Raw genomic sequence first — 20,401 nt, forward strand, 5'->3', positions numbered from 1 at the left:
TTAAGCTTAACTATCTCTCAAATTATCTAGGGTTTGTAACTCATGATATCGATATCAAGAGGAGCCCCATGATCCCTAGTAGCTCTAACCATCGTATCGGTCACCACCGCTTCGATAATTTCGCTACAAGGTGTTCTTCGATATTTATGTAATGAGTCAATCGTTGCTACCAATCTGTCATCTTGAGCCATGCCAAATAGGGTATTTCTATCAAGCTCTGCCCTTTGTCTTTGATAGAATTGCACCAGGCCATTGACTCTTGCCAAATTTAACTCATAAGCACCATTCATGCTGTTTTCAATATTCTTAACTACAACACTTGCTCGTTGCCCATGATTATTGATTTGATTAGCACACTCCTGTGCTAAATTATATATTGCAGTAAGATAGGATTGTTCATCGCGTAGCATTAGAAAGCGCATTGCTTCTTCGGCGAGCTCTTGAACTTGTCCGAAATTTGGGGCAGCAGCGCCTCCGCCTCCAGCTGCCGCTGCTGGAGCTCCATCAACCTCAATAGGTGTAACCTCGGCTTCTGCCTTTCTTTTTTCTTGTGCTTCATCCTTTCGTTTCATAATTGCAGTCCCTTGATCATTTTGCTTTATTATAGCACCAGCTTGTATTTATTTTGATCAATGGTGGCGAGAACGTAAGTCAATAATTTTGAAAATCAATTAGGTGTAGGCAGTGCTTTCTGGTACCCAGGAAGCACTGAATAAGCATTATTTAAACGCTACGGCTGTTTGCTCTGTGGCGAACAAGGTTTCTTGTTCTTTACTGAGGTTGTTTTTTTTTACCTTTGCTGTTTTATGCGTTGTATGTACGTAGCTCCCCGGTGCATCAAGAAGTGGTTTAAAAGGCAGTGATTTGAAATTAGGCGCATTTATTAAGCGGCCAGATTCTTTTTTGAGCCAGTTTAACCACTCTGGCCACCAGGAACCTGGATGATGAACAGCATCAGCTAACCATTCTTCTGCCGTTTGGTTGGTGCTCGTATTATGATAATAGCCATATTTTTCGCTACTTGGTGGATTAACAATGCCTGCAATATGTCCGGAGCCTCCTAATAAAAAGCGTTTCTTTCCTTTCATTATTTGGAAGCCAAGATAAGTTGTTTGCCAAGGCGCAATATGGTCCTTTTGTGTCGAAACAAAAAAGGTGGGTACATCAATTTTAGTAACATCCAAAGGAACTTGGTTAAGATGAATTTTGCCAGGTTTAATCAAATTGTTGTGTAAATACATCCAACGTAGGTATTGCGAGTGCATTTTCGCAGGCATGTTCGTAGCATCGGCATTCCAATATAAAATATCAAAAGGAACGGGATCTTTACCTTGTAAATAGTTTTTAATGAAAAATGACCAAACCAGATCATTTGCTCTTAATGAATTAAAAGTACTTGCCATGAAGCGGCCATCAAGAAATCCCTTGGCATGCATTTCTTCTTCTATGCGAAGAATTTGTTGTTCGTCAATGAATACAGCGATATCACCCGGCTCACTAAAATCGATCATTGATGCGAGAAAGGTGGCGCTACGAATGGGGTTTTCTTTAAGTGCCTTTAAATAAGCAAGCATGCAAGCATTTAAGGTGCCGCCAATACAGAAACCAAGGATATTAACCTGTTCAACCTTAAGTTGTTTTTTAATGGTTTGTATTGCGGTTAACGGTCCTTCATTAAGATAATCATACAACCCTTTTTCAGCATAACTGGCATCAGGGTTTACCCATGAAATAACAAAAACAGTGATTCCTTGTTGCACAAGCCAGCCGATGAGAGAGTTATGAGGACTTAAATCAAGGATGTAGTATTTATTAATCCATGGCGGCACGATTAAAAGAGGAATTGTATTTACCTTGTCAGTTTGTGGTGTATATTGAATAAGCTCCATCATATCGTTGCGATAAATAACTTTCCCGGGAGTTGTTGCAATGTTTTCTCCTATTTTAAAGGCATCGGTATCAGTCATTTTAATAATTAAGCGTGATGAGCCTGTTTCTAAATCGGTTAGCAAATTCTGTAAGCCACGCAGCAAATTTTTACCATGACTTTGAATTGTTTCTGCCATTAATTGAGGGTTGGTATGTAGGAAATTAGCAGGGGATAAAGCATCCAAATATTGTCTGGTGAAAAACTGGACTCTTTTAGCGAGTTGTTTATCACCGTAATCAAGATGTGCAAATAAAGAATTTAAGTGTTCGCTGGCTAATAAATAGTGTTGACTTAATAAATTAAAAAAGGGATTGTTTACCCATTCGTCGCCGCTAAAGCGCCTATCATCAATCGGCATGGCTTTTCCTTCAAGCCAATGGTTGAATTGATCTTGAACCAACCCCATCGCATCCTGCCAATAGGCAATTTGCATTTGCCAAACTTGTTCCGGATTTTTCAAAATAATAGTTAATAAGGCCTGAAAATCAACGGTTAAATCCATGAATTGCTTGATAAGTGAAGGAAGTTGAGCAGGTTGATGCTTTATACCATCTATTAGCTGGAGGCTTTTCATGGCAACGGAGTGCATGAGATCACTAAGTTCTGTATCGTGGGTCATCCGAGCTCCTAAGTGATTAAACTTATCGATAATTCTTACTAGCTTAGCAAAGGTTAATAATAGATAGCTATAAACTAAGAAAGATAATTAATATAAGAATTATAAGCAGGAAAAATAATTGGCTTTTGTTGCTTATTCTCAATAAACTGCCTATGAATTTAGAAAATTCATAGGCATTGATAATAACTAAAGCCAAAGCAGTTTTTGCTAGCATCGGATCCAGGAACAATTAAAGTTTAAAAGAAGAAACTATTTTCAGTCACCATCTTTTGTTCACTCTCTGTAAGTGCCTCAAAGCAGTTTTCATAATAGGCTTCTTGCCGTTGTTTTTTGCAAGACATGTCTTTTGTAAAGAGATTACTTCTTTTGAGTTGTTTAAAAACGATAGGAAAATGTTCTACAGGTTCTAAAGTAAGAGAATCGTAAGTTAAAATTTTTCTGCCTGCAAAAGGAGAAGATGTTTTAAATTGCATTAATTTTTTATTTAATTTATCTGCATACAGTATAAAATCATCAATTGTTACGTCGTATTTCTCTGTTGCAAGGAAATGCTCAAATACCTTCTTAAATGACTTATCTTGCTTAAGTAAATCATCCTGGGACAAGGTAATTAGTTGATTAGCCTGAACAGTATAAAAATAATAAATCTTTTTTAGTTCAGAATTTTTTTGGTTGAAATCGAAAATTGTTTTACAATTTCGCAGGTAATTACATTTTAGTCGCTCTGAAAACTCCTTGATATTCTCAGGAATTTTGAAAAGTTCTAAAGAGACTTCATCCAGGAGAGCAATTATTTCTTTCGTATTTTCAAGCGTGCAGGAGCAACTTTCTATTTCATCTAATTTTTTCCGCAATTCCAAACCAAGACAATTTGCCAAAGCAATATTTTCTGCTCTTTGCGCTGCATATCGTCTTAGCTTTCTTGTTAGTAGCAAAGATTCAAGCTGTTCTTCTAAGTCATTTAACTCTGGGCGTTCCCTGGGATCCTCACAAATCATACTGTTTATAATTTTGACTATTGTTTCTTTATCACTGTTCGTTAAGTCATTAACAGCATCGCAGAATGAATCAATATTGTATAATTCCTTGTCACTTTCGGGGTCAAAACACATATTCCAACTGTCAGCGATTGTAAGCCCGAGAGATGCAATATCAGATTTTTTAGTTGTATACCTACCCTTAAGCTGCTCATGTGACTTATAGCTAGCGGTTCCAACATTTTCATTAGCGGTTTTTTCTCCATTTTCTTTGCTAAGACCAAAATCACAGATTTTTACAGGAGGAATTCTGGATGAATCATAAGTAATATTTGCAGGTTTGATATCGCGATGAATAATGTTGCGTCTGTGGACTTGCTTATTTAAAGCACGTGTTAAATCGATTGCTAAGTCAATGAGAAAATCAGAATCATACTCTTGTAATTGATTTAAAAAATTTTCCAAGCTGCTGGGGCCCAGATTATGCATTATCAAAAAAGCTGCAGTAGCTGCTTTCTTGCCTTTTATTAACACTGGCTCCTTGCAATGCAGATGTTTAACCCGCTTACTAAATACATACTCTCTTTGAACTTCCGTTGCTATATCAGTAGCTAGCATCGGTTCTTCAATATATTTAGCTATATAATAAACAGGCTTTAGGTACAATAATCCATTTTCATCAGCGAGCAACTTCTTTTTTATTAAAAAGATTTTAGCGCTACCTTCAGATAAACGAATATTGTCTTCTAAAATAGCATAGCGAGGGGTGCCTTTGCCGTTTGAACGAAAAAGAACAACATCATTGCTGAAAGAAAATAATCTATTGGATTGCGCGGTATAATGCTTGCCCTTTTGTAACAATGGCGTGGAAAATTGTTTGAGAATCCAACTTACTTCTGCAATTATTTCAGGTGGGTAGGTATGAATTTTATTAAGGTTAATGTTAATAACCAAGGAACCAGAATCAGGGTACATAGAATTCGTTACAAATTATTCAAAATGTATAAATTTTAACATCTCTTGAATTTTGCTTGCATGGGTAAAACTACCCATATCACCGTTATAAAAAAGAATTCTTTTTTAATTCAATGCATTATGAAATTAATGAAATAAACTCAAGGCTATAGAGGTGATTTTAGATTGTAAATAAATTGAAAATTGCATTTTCGTCTTCTAAACTGTACAAATATTTATCAAAACCGGCCAGGTCTTAGCATCATGCATGATATAGATATTGTAAGTATTGCCTCCGTTGTACCTGAACAAGCTGTCCTAAGTAGTGAAATCATAAAAGAAGCAAACGGCAACATTAGTCCTGAAGTACGGACAATGTTTGATGCAATGGCCATTCATCAACGTTACTCCGTTGTGGAAGATTACCCTCGGTATCTGTCAGGGAAAAAGCAAAGAGCATTAATTCAAGATATCAATGAACTTGCTGTGGATTCTATCCACAGATGTATTAATGCAACAGACAAGGCTTTGAACATAGGCCTTTTTATTACCATTACTAATACAGCAATGCGTCCACTGCCATGTATGGCGTATGAAGTCATTGCCAAAATTAACCCAACCATTCTTCCTCGTGAAGTAAGTGTTATTAACATGCAAAATCAAGGTTGTTCTACCTTGGTTAAAGCCATTGAAATAGCGCAATCTTTTCTAGCAACTAATTTAGGAAAGCAAGCTTTAATTACAGTAGCTGAAACTCATACTGCGATGTCCGCACCGACGTTAAAAAGAAAAAGTATAGGTTTTAAAGAAATAAGAGAATTGGCAAATGAACAAAAAAGACAGGAAGAAACTCTTAATTTAAACAATTTGATTAATAGTTATCTATTTGGTGATGGGGCTGTTTCCCTACTATTGCAAAGCAATGAAAATGAGAACAAGTTTGAATGTTTTCATCTGACCAACTGCTCTTGCAAAGATACTGAAATATTGCATATGGATGAAGGGGGGAGTTATAAGCCATTTTATGATGGATTTCCTCAATACTATTTAAGCAAAATAGTGCCCGCAAGAGGGTTATTTTATAGCAAATGCTTGCTAGAAAAACTCTGTAAAAACTGCTCCCAAGATGACTATATCAATGATATCGATCTTTTTTTAATTCACACGGGCAGCAAGAAAATTATTGACGGTGTAAGACGCGCATTTAATTTAGAATCTGACAGCGAAAAAGTCTCTCATTCCTACTCGATTATCAATAATTTTGGCAATTTATCCTCCTGTTCTATCGGATTTATGCTTGATGAGGCTATTAACAAAGGTAAAGAAAAAGGAACGATTTTATTAGTTTCTTTTGGTGTTGGTTTTAGCGGAAGTATAGCGAAATGGCATCTCTGAAGAGGCAATTCTGGGTTGAGAGGATGGTGGTTCAAGCGGCAAAGAAAAAACCTTGTCGAATGTCAGAAACTATTTTTAGCATGTGCAATGCAAAAAGGAGTTAACTTATGACTGATATTCAAATTTTATCATGTGGTGGTTATCTTCCTGAAAAAGTTGTTACCAATAAGGATCTCGAAGCAATATTGGATACAAGCGATGCTTGGATAACGCAAATGACAGGCATTAAGCAACGCCATGTTCTTACAGAGAATGAAGATTTTTTAGATTGTAGTTACAACGCAGCCATGAGAGCCATTGAGGAAGCTGGCATTTCTCCCCAATTGATTGATTTGATTATTGTAGCGACTACAACCTCTTATCAGTTAATGCCTAGCACGGCTGCTATGCTGCAGCAGAAGCTCAACAATCCACATTGTATTGCTTTTGATATGCAGGCTGCGTGTTCAGGCTTCATTTATGCGCTAGGAAATGCTTATTATCTCATGCGGGCAAATCCAAATATTGAACATGCTTTAATCCTGGGTTGTGATGTTTTTTCTAAAATTGTTGATAAGAATGACAGAGCAACAAGTATATTATTTGGCGATGGATTTGGCGCTTTTGTATTGAAACGTTCAGATAATGGTCAAGGTATTTTTTACTGTAATTTAGGTGGAGACGGTGCGGGTATTGATGAGCTATACATTCCTTGGGGATGTGCTAAAGGAAAACAGGAAGAACATCAACCTTTTATTAAAATGAACGGCAAACACGTTTTTAAGAATGCGGTTGCTCGATTTACTCATGAAATCCAACAAGCTTTAAAATGTGCGCAGCTGACGGTTAGCGATATTCAACATTTTATTCCCCATCAGGCTAATATTCGTATTTTGCAAACGATAGCGACAACCTTAAATGTGCCCATGGAAAAATTTATCATTTCCTTAGATAAACATGGAAATACATCAGCCGCTTCTATTCCTTTAGCTTTCCGCGAAGCTTACCTGGAAGGAAAAATCCAGCGTGGCGATTTAATACTGTTGTGTGCTTTTGGCGCCGGTTATACTTGGGGAACCATTCTTTTTGAATTTTAACTAGAAAGCAGCAGCTTCTTCTCCTGTAGACTATTTGTAGGTTACAATTCTGCCAATTTATTTTTCTTGCGTGTCGAATGCAGCTTAAAGAGTTAAAATTAGCAGGGTTTAAATCCTTCGTGGATCTCACTGTCGTGCCTTTTCCAAGTCAATTGGTTGCAGTTGTTGGACCTAATGGTTGTGGAAAATCCAATGTTATTGATGCTGTACGCTGGGTAATGGGCGAAAGCTCTGCAAAAAATCTGCGCGGCGAGTCAATGACTGATGTCATTTTTAATGGTTCAACAAATCGTAAAGCTGTAGGGCAGGCTTCCGTAGAGCTTGTTTTCGACAATAGCCTTGGACGCTTAACAGGCCAATATGGCAGCTACCAGGAAATTTCAGTAAAACGTGTCGTTACTCGCGATGGTGAATCCTACTACTATTTAAATGGTAGTCGTTGCCGTCGCCGTGATATCACCGATATATTTTTAGGAACAGGAGCAGGTGCTCGTGGTTATTCCATTATTGGCCAGGGAACTATTTCAAGAATTGTAGAAGCTCGCCCCGAGGAATTAAGAGCTTATCTTGAAGAAGCGGCAGGTGTTTCAAAATATAAAGAGCGACGTCGTGAAACGTTGGTACGTATTAATCATACCCGCGAAAATTTGGCACGCGTTGCTGATATCCGCGATGAATTAGACAAACAGTTACAGCGACTCGAGCGCCAAGCCAAAGCGGCTGAGCGTTATAAGGTTCTGAAGGCTGAAGAGCGATTGTACAAAGCCGAAATTTTAGCATTGAAATGGCGCGGACTAACGGAAGAACAAATTACAAGACAGGCGGCAATCAAGCAATTTCTGGCGGAATATGAAAGCCATCAGGCAAATGCAGCCGAAGCGTTTAAGCAAAGTACATTATTTCGTGAAAAACTTCATGAGGACAATGAGGTTTTTCAACAGGTACAAACGAATTTTTATCAATTGGCTACAGAAATTGCTCGTTTAGAAGAGGCAATTGGCCAAAACAAACGTGAAAAGCAGCGTCTGCAGGCCGATCAACAACAAATCCAAATAGATTGGCAAACGGCAACGAATCAAATACAACAAGATACTGAGCTATTGCAAAATAGTGAGCAATCCTTAGAAACATTAAATAAGAATTGGCAATCTTTACAGACGGAATTTTGTGATAAAGAACGGTTATTGCAGGACATACAGAAACAACAAGCGGACTGGAACAGCAAGGCACAGTCAATGCAAATTGAGTCCAATAAAGCCATACGCGTGGTCGAAGTCGAACAGTTGCGATTACAGCATATTGCTCAACAACGCCAACACGTATTAACAAGGCTTGAAAAAATTGCCGAGGAACAACGACTCATTGAAATTGATTCTCTCAAGGAAACGCTTGTCACGCAAAAAGAAACATTAAAATTATTGGCGATGCAAATAGAGGAACAAGAGATTGGCTACCAGCAAATTGCAACCGAAACCTCAGCATGCCGGGAACAGTTAGCCGCAACGGAGAAGAAGGTTCTTGAAGCACAAGACAACGTTTATCATTTAACTACCAAGCAGGCTGGTGTATTTGCAGCACAACAGACTGCTTTGGGGCGCACAAAAACATTAACTTCTCTTGAATTGTGGGAAAATAAACCTCGCCTCGTTGAAAAATTGACCGTAGATAAAGAGTGGCAATATGCTTGTGAACTTGTACTCAATGATGGCTTGCAAGCCATTGTTTTGGATTCGTTGGATGAACTCCTGGCAAATATCAGTACAATACCTGCTAATACCGCGTTGTTCCTTACCCCACGTCAAATTAAAGAAACAGTAAAGAGCAACTACCCACGTTTAGTTGATAAAATAACGGGTTTTCAACCCAATTGGTTGCCCTCTCTAGATAATATTTATGCGGCCAATAATTTAGATGAAGCACTTGCCTGGTTGGGAAATTTAAGTGACTTGGAATCAATCATTACTCCTGATGGCTATTGGTTATCAAAACAATGGATTAAAATTGCCAAGGCATCCGCCCAAGAACAAACAGGATTATTATTGCGTCAGGAAGAATTAGTAATTCTTAATAAAGAGCTTTCTACTGCTGAAGAACAATTAGCTAGTTTAAAAATAGCGCGTGATCAATTACATCAACGGCTTCAAGAGCATAGCTTAAGTTTGGACATTGCAAAGCAGCATTTATCGGTAACTCGTGATAATTATAAAACTTGTGAACTAGATGTTAATACGAAAACGCATGCCTTACAGCAAGCTGAGATAAGAGAAAATCTTTTAGTTGGTGAACATGAAGAACTTTCATTAGCGTTGGAAGAATTGGCAACGGATCAACATAATGCAGAACAGGCCTTGTTGATAGCGACCAAAGCAACTAAACAACATGAAGAGGAACAACATGAATTTGTTGTTCAAAAAACACAATGGGACAATACCTTACTGTCTCATCGTCAAGCGGTGGACGATGTCCGAGCAGCTTTACATCAGAGTCAGTTACTCTATGATCGAGAAAAGATAAAAATTCAGCAGCTAACGGAGAATGTCAAACGTGAAAAATTACGTCTTGAAACTCTGGATGACCGTATGGAAACGCTTGCTGCTCGCTTATTGGCTCTTGAAACCCCCGAAGCGGGTTTACATAATAATTTGCAAGAAAAAATTCTGCAGCATAGGGAGTTAGAAGAACAATTAAGCCTATTCAGAGAAAATCTCAATAGCTTAACAAGACAATTAGAATCTTTTGAAGCACTTGTTCGGACAGAAGAAAAAAATGCACAGCTTGTTCAGGAAAAAATGCAACAAGAACAAATGCAGGAACAAGCGCTAGCTGTTCGTGCAAGTGGAATTATTGAGTCATTGACAGAACTTGATGTGCAGTTGAAGGATTTATTAGCCAATATCCCCACGGATGTTTCTCAAGAAGCCCATGAACAAGCCTTGGCTGAAATCGTTGAAAAAATTAAACGCTTGGGTGCAATTAATTTAGCAGCTATTGAGGAATACGATACAGAATTGCAGCGTAAACAGCATTTAGATGAGCAATATCACGATCTTAGTGAGGCCCTTGCAACGCTTGATGCAGCCATTGAAAAGATGGACAAAGAAACACAACAACGCTTAAAAAATACCTTCGACGAAGTTAATACAGCGTTCCAATCACTTTTCCCCCGTCTTTTTGGTGGGGGTCGTGCAATGTTAGAGTTAACTTGCGATAATCTGCTAGAAGCTGGTATTTTAGTGATGGCTCAGCCTCCGGGTAAGCGAAATAGTACAATTCATTTACTTTCTGGTGGGGAAAAGGCGATGACGGCTGTGGCCTTGGTGTTTGCTATTTTTCAATTAAATCCATCACCATTTTGTATGTTGGATGAAGTAGATGCGCCACTTGATGATGTGAATGTTGGTCGATTTTGTACTTTAGTAAAAGAGATGTCACAATTCGTACAATTCCTGTTTATCACTCATAACAAAGTAACTATGGAATTGGCAGATCATTTAATTGGAGTAACTATGCGTGAACCTGGTGTTTCTCGTGTGGTTGCAGTAGATGTAGAACAGGCTTTGTCGATGAGCTCGTCGGAATGATACGGGTTCTTAATAGAGGAGTAAAAAATGCAGGCAAATTGGAGTCTTATCCTTAATGTTCTGTTACTCATTGGCGTTGTAATTGCTATTGGACGCTTGATGAAGGCCAGGCGCCAGAGCTTGAATCCCGTTAGTTATCAACCCTCCTTCGGACAAACAGAAAATAAACAGTTTGATGACATTATTGCTGTGCGCAAAGTTAATCATGGTTTTCAAGACGTTACCGAAGAGCATCACGATAACTTCACGGAAACAACAGCTGCAATGGGACCCATGATCGGTGAGTTTGAAGAAGAAAACCACGCTACTAGTAATGAGCCCGGTCAATCACTAATGATGTTTTTATTAGCTAAAGAAAATCGTCAATTGGCAGGTTATGAATTATTGCAAACAGTATTAGCTGCAGGCTTACGTTTCGGAGAAGGTCAGTTGTTTCATCGTCATCAACATGCCAATGGTCAAGGTCCCGTGCTTTGCAGTCTAGCAGCAGCAACAGCAAGTGGCGTATTTGATTTGCAAAATATCGGCGCTTTCAGCGTTAGAGGCCTATGTCTTTTTATGCAATCTTCAGGCAATCCAACAATAGATGCTGAGCGCCTTAACATTATGTATGAAACGGCAAAGCAACTTCGGGATGGTCTGGATACGCATTTGCTTGATGAGCAGCGCCAGCCACTGACAGAGGCCAGCTTGGCGCGCTACTATCGTAAGTTAAATATTAGCGAAACTTATGAATTGCCCGCTCTGGCTTAAATACAATGCTCAGCAACTTACACTACAAATAAAAGTTAAGCCGGGTGCCAAGCAAAACAAAATTTCATTTGATTCAGTAGATTGCTTGCAGATTAGCCTGCAAGCAAGCCCTCAAGATGGTAAAGCCAACAAAATGCTTATTCAGTATTTGGCAAACTTATTAGGTGTTATGCAAAAACAAATTACCATTCTATACGGCACTACCTCTCGTAATAAAGTGCTTGGTATAAAAGTGGTTGCTGGTGAACAAGAGAGATTAATAAAGTATTTCATGGAGCAACTGCACCAAAATAACAAATTGTAAATAGGATATGTCATCCATTCTCGCGATGACGCTTGGCGTTTACCGCTACAAAAATATCGCCCAGGGAAGAAGCTTACTCAATCCAGAGCTATATGTATAAAATTACAGCATTTGCTGGTGAGTTCGAGGAATAATAAGTACACTAGGCTTTTGACTATTCTAAATTGCTATGAACCTAAACTATATTGCGAAATTACTGGGTAATTCGTGTCCTGGCGACACATTAATTACGGGTATTTGTATCGATAGTCGCCAGATAAAACCAGGGGACTTATTTATTGCTTTAGCGGGAGAACGCTTCGATGGTCATGATTTCATCGAAGAAGTGGCGGCGAAAGGTGCTCTTGCCGTTGTTTGTAGTCGAATAAATAATAAGGTTGCAATACCGCAGTTGCTCGTTCCCGACACGCTAAAGGCCTTGGCAAAAATTGCAGCTGCACATCGCCAAACTATTCAGTGCCCTGTGATTGCGTTAACAGGTAGCAATGGCAAAACAAGTGTAAAAGAAATGATCGCTTCCATTCTGCCAAAGCCGGCTCACGCCACTACAGGCAATTTAAATAACCATATTGGTGCTCCTTTAAGTGTCTTGCAATTGAATTCTACCCACCGCTATGCAGTATTTGAATTAGGTGCCAATCATATTGGGGAAATCGCGCATACGGCGGCTATTGTGCAGCCACATGTTGCGCTTATTAATAATATTGCGCCTGCACATATAGGTGAATTTGGTTCAATTGATGGTGTTGCCAAAGCAAAAGGTGAAATTTATCACGCATTAGATAGTGCTGGTACTGCCATAGTGAATGATGATGACGCTTATGCGCATTTTTGGGATGGAATCTTAGGGAGTAAAAAAGTCTTGCGTTTTTCCTTGACGAAACCTGCGGATATTTATGCACACAATATTTGTTTTAATGAACAAGGTTGTGCGCAATTTGATTTAACTCTTCCGACAGGGCAGGCACAAGTTACGATGCAAGTTCCTGGTGAGCATACGGTATCCAATGCGTTAGCTGCAGCAAGTTGTTGCTATGCAGTGGGAATCTCCCTAACTGACATTGTTCGAGGATTAAGTCAGTTTCGCGGCGTTCCTGGTCGGATGACTTTTTTAAATGGAAAAAATCAATCATTAGTAATTGATGATACTTACAATGCCAATTTACGCTCGGTACTTACTGCTGTTGATGTATTAGCTAAACGTCAGGGACGTCGTATTCTTGTTTTAGGAGATATGGGGGAGCTTGGTAGTTGGACGCAAGAGCATCATGAGGAAGTGGGCTATGCGGCGCAGCGTCAGGGGATTGATCTGCTGTTGACGTGTGGCGTTCATAGTGCACATACCAGTAAAGCATTTGGACTTAGTGCAAAACATTATAAAACGCAGGAAGAACTGGCCCAGGATTTGCTCAAAAAACTTGATGCCAACACGACTGTTTTAGTAAAAGGCTCACGTTCCGCGGCAATGGAAAAAATTGTGCATCAACTGGTGGGTTGAATCCCAGAATATGATATGCTTGGCAACTTTTTGCGCGGCCAAATAATTGCGCCAGGATATTGAGATGATGGCAGTTGTTTTTCGGCAATGAATAGCAACGTATCCTATGCGATTTTACTTGGGGATTCCCTAACTTTTAATGAGGTAGATAGAAAATGCTTTTCTGGTTAACGCAGCTATTACAAGGACAGTACCATGCGTTTAGAGTATTCCAATATTTGACATTCCGTTCTATTTTGGCGGCTTTAACGGCGTTGCTTGTTGGGCTTTTCTGTGGTCCTGTAATGATTCGCTGGTTGAGAAATTTGCAAATTGGCCAGATGGTACGAGATGATGGGCCGAAAACACATTTATCAAAAGCAGGGACTCCTACAATGGGAGGCGTGTTGATTCTGCTTGCAATTATTGTTAGTTGCTTACTATGGGGAGATCTCAGGCAATCGTCCCTTTGGTTAGTATTATTAGTAACTACTGGTTTTGGTTTAGTCGGTTGGGTTGATGATTATCGCAAGCTCGTTCGGAAAAATTCTAAAGGTTTACCCGCACGATGGAAATATTTTTGGCAATCGGTGATTGCTCTTTGCGCGGTATTTTTTTTGTATTGGAATGCAGAAATTCCCGTACAAACTCAATTAACAGTTCCTTTTTTTAAGGATTTATTGATTAATCTCGGTCCCTTCTTTCCAGTATTAGCTTATTTTGTAATAGTTGGCAGTAGTAATGCTGTGAATCTAACGGATGGCTTGGATGGTTTGGCAATCATGCCTATTGTTATGGTTGCTGGTGCATTGGGTATTTTTGCTTATGCGAGTTCTAATGCGATTTACGCCCATTATTTAGCAATTCCTTTTGTGCCTAATACAGGTGAGCTAACTATTTTTTGCTCAGCAATTGTGGGGGCTGGTCTTGGCTTTCTTTGGTATAACAGTTATCCAGCACAAGTGTTCATGGGCGATGTTGGGTCATTAGCTCTTGGAGCTGCTTTAGGGATGGTTGCTGTGATTGTCAGACAAGAGCTTGTCCTGTTAATTATGGGAGGCTTGTTTGTTATTGAAACAGTGTCTGTCATTTTGCAAGTAGGATATTTCAAGTACACGGGTGGTAAGCGCTTATTCCGCATGGCACCGCTACATCATCATTTTGAATTAAAAGGATGGTCTGAACCCAAAGTAATCGTTCGTTTTTGGATTATGACTGTCGTATTTGTACTCTGTGGCTTGGCAACCTTAAAACTACGTTAGGTGGAATCATGAACCAATCACTTTATTTGGTCGCAGGATTAGGGAAAACAGGACATTCTATCGCTGGGTATTTGCGTCGGCGCAATAAGCCTTTTGTAGTTTTTGATACACGTAAAGAAGTGACGGGATTATCAGCGTTTACGGCGGAGTTCCCTGGAGTTGATGTGTTTTTAGGAGAATTACCTCCAATGATATATCAACAGTTAGCCGGAATTATTACTAGCCCAGGGATCTCATTAGATGAGCCTTTTTTACAGCAAGCGTTTAAATTGAATATTCCTGTATTTGGAGATATTGAATGTTTAGCGCAGGAAATACAAGCACCTGTCGTGGCTATTACTGGTACGAATGGTAAATCAACGGTAACCACCCTAGTGGGGGAAATGGCTAAAGCTGCTGGCTTATCCGTTGCTGTTGCAGGCAACATAGGGCTTCCCGTACTTGATCTGTTAGATAATGAACAGCACTATGATTTATGGGTCTTAGAGTTATCCAGTTTTCAATTGGATTTAACCCATTCGCTCAAACCGATTGCTGCAACGATTTTGAATCTTTCACCCGATCACTTAGATAGGCATCACACCTATCAGGCATATATCGACTCGAAACAACAAATTTATCAACAGGCACAATTTCTTTTATACAATCGCCAGGATGAGCATACATTTCCAACTGCCGCGCTGAAAGAGACTAACAGTTCCAGCTATGGCTTGGATGAAGCTCAAGAAAACCATTGGGGAATTGTCGAAAAAGATGGTATTAATTATCTTGCTCATGGCAAACATTGTTTCTTACCCGTTGATAAGTTGCGTATTAAAGGGAAGCATAACTGGCAAAATGCATTGGCGGCATGCGCCTTGGCTAAAGCCGCAGGCATAGACTTTAAGCCAATGATTCAGGTTCTTGAATCATTTGCTGGGTTGCCTCATCGTTGTCAGTGGGTAAGAACTTTGAATCAAGTAGATTGGATTAATGATTCTAAAGGAACCAATATTGGTGCTACTATCTCTGCTATTTCTGGAATAGGAGGTTCCATGCAAGGGAAGATTGTATTAATTGCCGGTGGCCAAGGAAAGGGTGCTGATTTTACTGAACTTTGTACGCCTGTTGCCGATTATGTACGTTCCATTGTTCTAATTGGTGAAGATGCCGATAAAATGGAAACGGCACTTGGAAAAGTTGTGCCTACGTTACGTGCTTCATCATTGGATGGTGCTGTACTGCTTGCCAAAGAACAAGCGATGCCAGGGGATGTTGTGTTATTGTCGCCTGCTTGTGCAAGTCTTGATATGTTTCGTGACTTTAATCACCGCGGAGAAGTATTCACCAATTTAGTAGGTAGATTGTGAGTACAATGCAGCCCAGACACTACAATTTGCGCGGTAAACCTACCAATAAACCCATTGCTCTGTATGACAAATGGTTAATGGGTGCTGTGCTTGGCTTGTTGATTATTGGCCTAATGATGGTTGCATCGAGTTCGGTCATGATCTCGACAAAATATTATCACCAGCCTTTTCATTTTCTGATTCGCCAGTCTTGCTACCTTTTCGCAGGATTTATGGTGGCTATTGTTGTCATGCGAATAGACAGTAGCACTTGGGAAAAATGGAGTGTTCCGCTGTTATTAGTTTGTTTACTCATGTTACTGGTGGTATTGATCCCAGGAATCGGCCGGGTCGTCAATGGTTCCAGGCGATGGCTTGCGTTTGGCCCCATTGGTATTCAAGTTTCGGAGCTCGCTAAATTAACCATGATTTTTTATGTTTCAGGTTATTTAGTGCGGCAACAAGAAAGTGTGCGTCAAAGCATTTTGGGATTCATCAAGCCTATGATCATTTTAGGAATGGTGTCTGTTTTACTACTAATGGAACCTGATTTTGGTGCTACTGTAGTTATCTCTGGTACGGTGATGGCACTCTTATTTTTAGCAGGAGTAAGACTTCGCTACTACATTGGACTATTAATTATTGTAATCTGCTGCCTCGCGATGCTTGCCTTTTCTTCGCCCTACCGGGTTGCCCGTTTAACGGCTTTTTTAGATCCCTGGGCTGATCAATTTAATAGTGGTTATCAATTGACACAATCACTCATCGCTTTTGGCCGTGGAGGATGGTTAGGTACTGGCTTAGGAGACAGTGTACAAAAATTATTTTATTTACCGGAAGCTCATACCGATTTTCTATTTGCCGTGCTGGCCGAAGAATTAGGGCTGGTTGGCGTAATGTTGGTATTAATTTTGTATAGTATATTGGTGATTAGGGGCTTGATGATAGGTTTTACAGCCTATAATCAGGAGCGTCTGTTTGCAGCTTTTACCGCGTATGGCTTAACTTTTTGGTTAGGTCTGCAGGCAGCAATTAATATGGGCGTGAATTCAGGATTACTACCGACGAAGGGATTAACGCTACCCATGCTTAGTTACGGTGGTGCTAGTATGGTAGTGAATTGTGTGGTAATTGCACTGTTATTGCGCATTGATCATGAAAATCGTTGGCAGTCTTTAGGACTAAGATCGCCAACATCATAACCGTAAAGAGGATAGAGTGTTACACTTTAGTTAGGATAATGCCTTTTTAAACTAAAGGTAAACACACTTTACCTCCTAATAAAGGGGAATTTTGTGAATAACATAGGGCAGTTTCTATCACCAAGGATGGGTAGAGTAGAACAAATTCATTTTGTTGGGATTGGCGGCGCTGGAATGTGTGGTATCGCTGAGGTTTTACATAACCAAGGATATCGTATTACAGGTTCCGATCTAAGTGAAAGTCGCACGGTACAACGATTACAAGCTTTGGGAATCAAAGTTTATATCGGTCATCGCGTTGAGAATGTGATTGGTGCAGATGTGGTTGTACGCTCAACAGCGGTTAGTGCCGATAACCCAGAAATAATTGCTGCCAATGAACAAGTAATTCCTGTTATTCCACGAGCCGCAATGCTCGCAGAGTTAATGCGATTTCGCCATGGTATTGCCATTGCCGGTACGCATGGAAAAACAACCACCACAAGCTTGGTGAGTAGTTTATTAGCTGAAGGGGGACTTGATCCGAGCTTTGTTATTGGCGGTAAGTTAAATAGTTGTGGTTCTAATGCGCAATTAGGGAAGTCTGCCTACTTTGTTGCTGAAGCAGATGAAAGTGATGCTTCTTTTTTATTCTTAAAACCAATGATGGCGGTTGTTACCAATATAGATGCCGATCATATGGGAACTTATGATGACAGTTTTGACAAGTTACGTAATACCTTTGTTGAATTTCTGCATCATTTGCCATTTTACGGTTTAGCCGTTCTTTGCATTGAAGATGCCGAAGTATGCCGAATTCTTCCCTCTGTTCAGCGTCCAACGCGCACCTATGGATTTCGTGAAGATGCTCATTATCGTGCTTTAAACTGGACCCAAAATGGCTTGTTAAGTGAATTTACTGTACAAAGACCTGCGCCATATAAACCATTAAATATAAAATTCCAATGGCCTGGTCGTCATAACGTCTTAAATGCTCTGGCTGCAATTGCTATTGCTACGGAATTGGGTGTGGATGATGAATCTATCATTAATGGTTTATTAAAGTTCCAGGGTGTGGGGCGCCGTTTTCAAATGTTAGGTGAAAGACGTTTTGAGCGAGGTTCTGCGATCATTGTGGATGATTATGGCCATCACCCACAGGAAATTATGTCAACAATTGATGCATTCCGACGCGTTTGGCCTGATAAACGTCTGGTTCATGTATTTCAACCGCACCGCTATACCCGTACGCAGTCACTATTCAGTCAGTTTGTGGATGCGTTAAGTTTGTCAGATGAGCTATTATTGATGGATATTTACTCTGCCGGAGAGCAGGCAATACCCGGCTTGAGTAGCGAAACCTTACTGCAACAAATCAGTCAACAGCAGCCTAATGCAAGATTAGTAAATGATAAAAACTTAGCGCAAACATTGGATGAATTGATTACCGATGGTAGTGTAATTTTGATGCAGGGAGCCGGCAGTATTGGTCAGCTGGCACTTAATTTAATGCAGTCTTCAGTGCGAGAATCCGCATGAAAACCCTAGATGAAGTGAATGCTGTCACCTATCAGGGCCAACTGCTGGTCAATGAGCCGCTGGCTGATTATACAACCTGGAGAGTTGGTGGGCAGGCACAAAAACTGTATAAACCCATCAGCATTTTTGATCTAGCACTCTTTCTTAAACAATTACCTAAAGAGGAGCCTTTGTTATGGCTTGGTTTGGGAAGTAACTCTTTGATTAGAGATAAAGGTTTTGCCGGAACCGTTATCTTAACGCAGGGTTGTTTAAAAGAAATAAAATTGCTTGCCGATGATGTGGTTCATGTCGAGGCTGGCGTGTCTTGTGCTACCATGGCGAGATTCTGTGCTCGCGCCAATTTGGCGGGGGGAGAGTTTTGGGCTGGAATTCCAGGTACAATGGGTGGCGCTTTACGAATGAACGCTGGCTGCTTTGGCGGCGAAACCTGGCAATCGGTGATTGAAGTAGAAACGATAACTCGTCATGGTGAAATACGGAGACGGAAACCCGATGAGTTTGAAATCGCCTATCGCCATGTTGCGGGTTTACAAGATGAGTGGTTTGTAGCTGCCACTTGCCGCTTGGTAAAAGGTGAGAAAGAGAAATCGTTGCAACTTATTAAAGAATTATTAGCTCATCGAGCGGATACACAGCCTACCAATGAGTATAATTGTGGGTCTGTGTTTAGAAATCCTCCAGGTAATTTTGCTGCTCGTCTCATTGAGACATGCGGGCTTAAAGGCAAGCAAATTGGAGGCGCGGTTGTTTCGGAAAAACATGCCAATTTCATTATTAATCAACATGGTAATGCATTGGCCAGTGATATCGAATCATTGATTGAATTAGTGCGCAGTACGGTGCATCAGCTAACTAACATTGAGCTGATTCGTGAAGTGCATATCATTGGAGATCTTTAATGCCTAAAGCAATTAATCTGTTATTACTTTACGGTGGTAAATCGGGTGAGCATGAGGTTTCCTTATGTTCAGCTGCCTCAGTTTTGAGAGAGCTTGATTCTGGTAAATACAATATTATTCCCGTAAGTATGGATAAAGATGGTCAATGTTATCTCAACGATTATCAAGAATTACAAGCCTTTAAGGAATGCTTACCTGTTAAGACGGCAAATTCACGTGCTTTAACCAGTTTATTGGTAAATGGGCGTTTGGCAATTGAAGCAGATATTGTTTTTCCCGTGGCTCATGGACCTCTTTATGAAGATGGATGTCTGCAAGGATTACTGGAGTTAGCTGGTGTGGCTTATGTCGGTTGCGATGTATTGTCATCAGCAATTGGTATGGATAAAGATATAGCTCGACGTCTTGCCTGCAGTGAGACAATTGAATCAGCTCGCTATCGCATGTTGTCTTGGCATAGTTCTGCTGCTGAAAGACAACAATTTTGTAAGCAGACTGCTGCCGAATTAGGATGGCCTATGTTCGTTAAACCGTGCTCTCTAGGCTCAAGTGTGGGCATTCATAAAGTTAAAAATATGGCTGAATTAACTACTGCTATTGAAGATGCATTGCGCTATGATGAAACAATTTTAGTGGAAGAGTTTATTCAAGGGCGAGAAATTGAATTAGCTGTACTTGAGAATACATCTCCTGCTGCCGCGCCAAGAGTCAGCTTACCCGGAGAAATTTGTGTCCATCATACGGATGGATTTTACTCTTACACTGCAAAATACCTGGAAAGTAATCAAACTGAATTACACGTCCCCGCCAAACTTGATGCGGAACTTATTCAGCGATTACAAGCAATTGCAGGCGAAATATTCACTCGTTTGAAATGCAAAGGTATGGCTCGTGTTGATTTCTTTGTTAATGATCAAAATGGCAAAATTTACTTTAATGAAATCAATACGATTCCTGGTTTTACTTCCATTAGCATGTATCCCAAAATGTGGCAGGCTAGTGGTTTAAAATACCCGGCTCTTTTAGATGAGCTAATAGATTTGGCAATGACTCACCAGCGTTGTAGACAGCAGTTAGTGACTGATTATCAATGAATAAGAAATCAAGGGTTAGCGTAATGTAA

The 20,401-nt window shown here is 40.0% G+C and carries 15 protein-coding genes; 12 read left to right on the forward strand and 3 right to left on the reverse strand.

The window, feature by feature from the left end:
- Positions 1 to 26: 26 nt before the first annotated feature.
- The 3 genes from PXX05_RS00125 to PXX05_RS00135 form a co-directional block, all read right to left on the reverse strand.
- Complete coding sequence (locus tag PXX05_RS00125; RefSeq protein ID WP_275089030.1) at positions 27 to 572, reverse strand: hypothetical protein; 546 nt, start codon at positions 570 to 572, stop codon at positions 27 to 29.
- A 147-nt stretch (positions 573 to 719) separates the two neighbouring features.
- Positions 720 to 2,549, reverse strand: coding sequence for a PHA/PHB synthase family protein (locus PXX05_RS00130; RefSeq protein WP_275089031.1), 1,830 nt, complete (start codon positions 2,547 to 2,549; stop codon positions 720 to 722).
- A 236-nt stretch (positions 2,550 to 2,785) separates the two neighbouring features.
- The gene (locus PXX05_RS00135; protein ID WP_275089032.1) at positions 2,786 to 4,501 is read right to left on the reverse strand and encodes a protein kinase domain-containing protein; all 1,716 of its coding nucleotides are present in this window, start codon (positions 4,499 to 4,501) and stop codon (positions 2,786 to 2,788) included.
- A 243-nt stretch (positions 4,502 to 4,744) separates the two neighbouring features.
- Here PXX05_RS00135 and PXX05_RS00140 point away from each other — a divergent pair, with 243 nt between their 5' ends.
- From PXX05_RS00140 to PXX05_RS00195, 12 genes are all read left to right on the forward strand, one after another.
- Complete coding sequence (locus PXX05_RS00140) at positions 4,745 to 5,875, forward strand: 3-oxoacyl-[acyl-carrier-protein] synthase III C-terminal domain-containing protein (RefSeq protein WP_275089033.1); 1,131 nt, start codon at positions 4,745 to 4,747, stop codon at positions 5,873 to 5,875.
- A 107-nt stretch (positions 5,876 to 5,982) separates the two neighbouring features.
- Complete coding sequence (locus PXX05_RS00145; RefSeq protein WP_275089034.1) at positions 5,983 to 6,951, forward strand: beta-ketoacyl-ACP synthase III; 969 nt, start codon at positions 5,983 to 5,985, stop codon at positions 6,949 to 6,951.
- 77 nt (positions 6,952 to 7,028) lie between these two features.
- Complete coding sequence (smc, locus tag PXX05_RS00150; RefSeq protein WP_275089035.1) at positions 7,029 to 10,532, forward strand: chromosome segregation protein SMC; 3,504 nt, start codon at positions 7,029 to 7,031, stop codon at positions 10,530 to 10,532.
- 27 nt (positions 10,533 to 10,559) lie between these two features.
- Positions 10,560 to 11,285, forward strand: coding sequence for a cell division protein ZipA C-terminal FtsZ-binding domain-containing protein (locus PXX05_RS00155; RefSeq protein ID WP_275089036.1), 726 nt, complete (start codon positions 10,560 to 10,562; stop codon positions 11,283 to 11,285).
- Positions 11,263 to 11,589, forward strand: coding sequence for a DUF167 domain-containing protein (locus PXX05_RS00160; RefSeq protein WP_275089037.1), 327 nt, complete (start codon positions 11,263 to 11,265; stop codon positions 11,587 to 11,589). The genes PXX05_RS00155 and PXX05_RS00160 overlap by 23 nt, the downstream gene beginning before the upstream one ends.
- 169 nt (positions 11,590 to 11,758) lie before the next feature.
- Entirely contained in the window at positions 11,759 to 13,087 is a 1,329-nt protein-coding gene (locus PXX05_RS00165) for a UDP-N-acetylmuramoyl-tripeptide--D-alanyl-D-alanine ligase (RefSeq protein ID WP_275089038.1), read from the forward strand.
- A 155-nt stretch (positions 13,088 to 13,242) separates the two neighbouring features.
- Positions 13,243 to 14,328 carry a phospho-N-acetylmuramoyl-pentapeptide-transferase gene (gene mraY, locus PXX05_RS00170; protein ID WP_275089039.1) on the forward strand — a complete coding sequence of 362 codons (1,086 nt, stop codon included), beginning with the start codon at positions 13,243 to 13,245 and terminating at the stop codon, positions 14,326 to 14,328.
- An 8-nt stretch (positions 14,329 to 14,336) separates the two neighbouring features.
- Positions 14,337 to 15,677, forward strand: coding sequence for a UDP-N-acetylmuramoyl-L-alanine--D-glutamate ligase (gene murD, locus PXX05_RS00175; protein WP_275089040.1), 1,341 nt, complete (start codon positions 14,337 to 14,339; stop codon positions 15,675 to 15,677).
- Between the two features lie 5 nt (positions 15,678 to 15,682).
- Positions 15,683 to 16,858, forward strand: coding sequence for a putative lipid II flippase FtsW (ftsW, locus tag PXX05_RS00180; protein WP_275089041.1), 1,176 nt, complete (start codon positions 15,683 to 15,685; stop codon positions 16,856 to 16,858).
- Between the two features lie 93 nt (positions 16,859 to 16,951).
- Entirely contained in the window at positions 16,952 to 18,376 is a 1,425-nt protein-coding gene (murC, locus tag PXX05_RS00185; RefSeq protein WP_275089042.1) for a UDP-N-acetylmuramate--L-alanine ligase, read from the forward strand.
- Positions 18,373 to 19,278: a UDP-N-acetylmuramate dehydrogenase gene (gene murB, locus PXX05_RS00190; RefSeq protein WP_275089043.1), complete on the forward strand. Its 906-nt coding sequence runs from the start codon at positions 18,373 to 18,375 to the stop codon at positions 19,276 to 19,278. Before murC ends, murB begins: the two co-directional genes overlap by 4 nt.
- A complete protein-coding gene (locus tag PXX05_RS00195) occupies positions 19,278 to 20,372 on the forward strand; it encodes a D-alanine--D-alanine ligase family protein (protein ID WP_275089044.1) in 1,095 nt (364 codons plus the stop codon). Before murB ends, PXX05_RS00195 begins: the two co-directional genes overlap by 1 nt.
- Positions 20,373 to 20,401 lie beyond the last annotated feature (29 nt).

Source organism: Legionella cardiaca, from assembly GCF_029026145.1.
Classification (GTDB): Bacteria; Pseudomonadota; Gammaproteobacteria; order Legionellales; family Legionellaceae; genus Tatlockia; species Tatlockia cardiaca.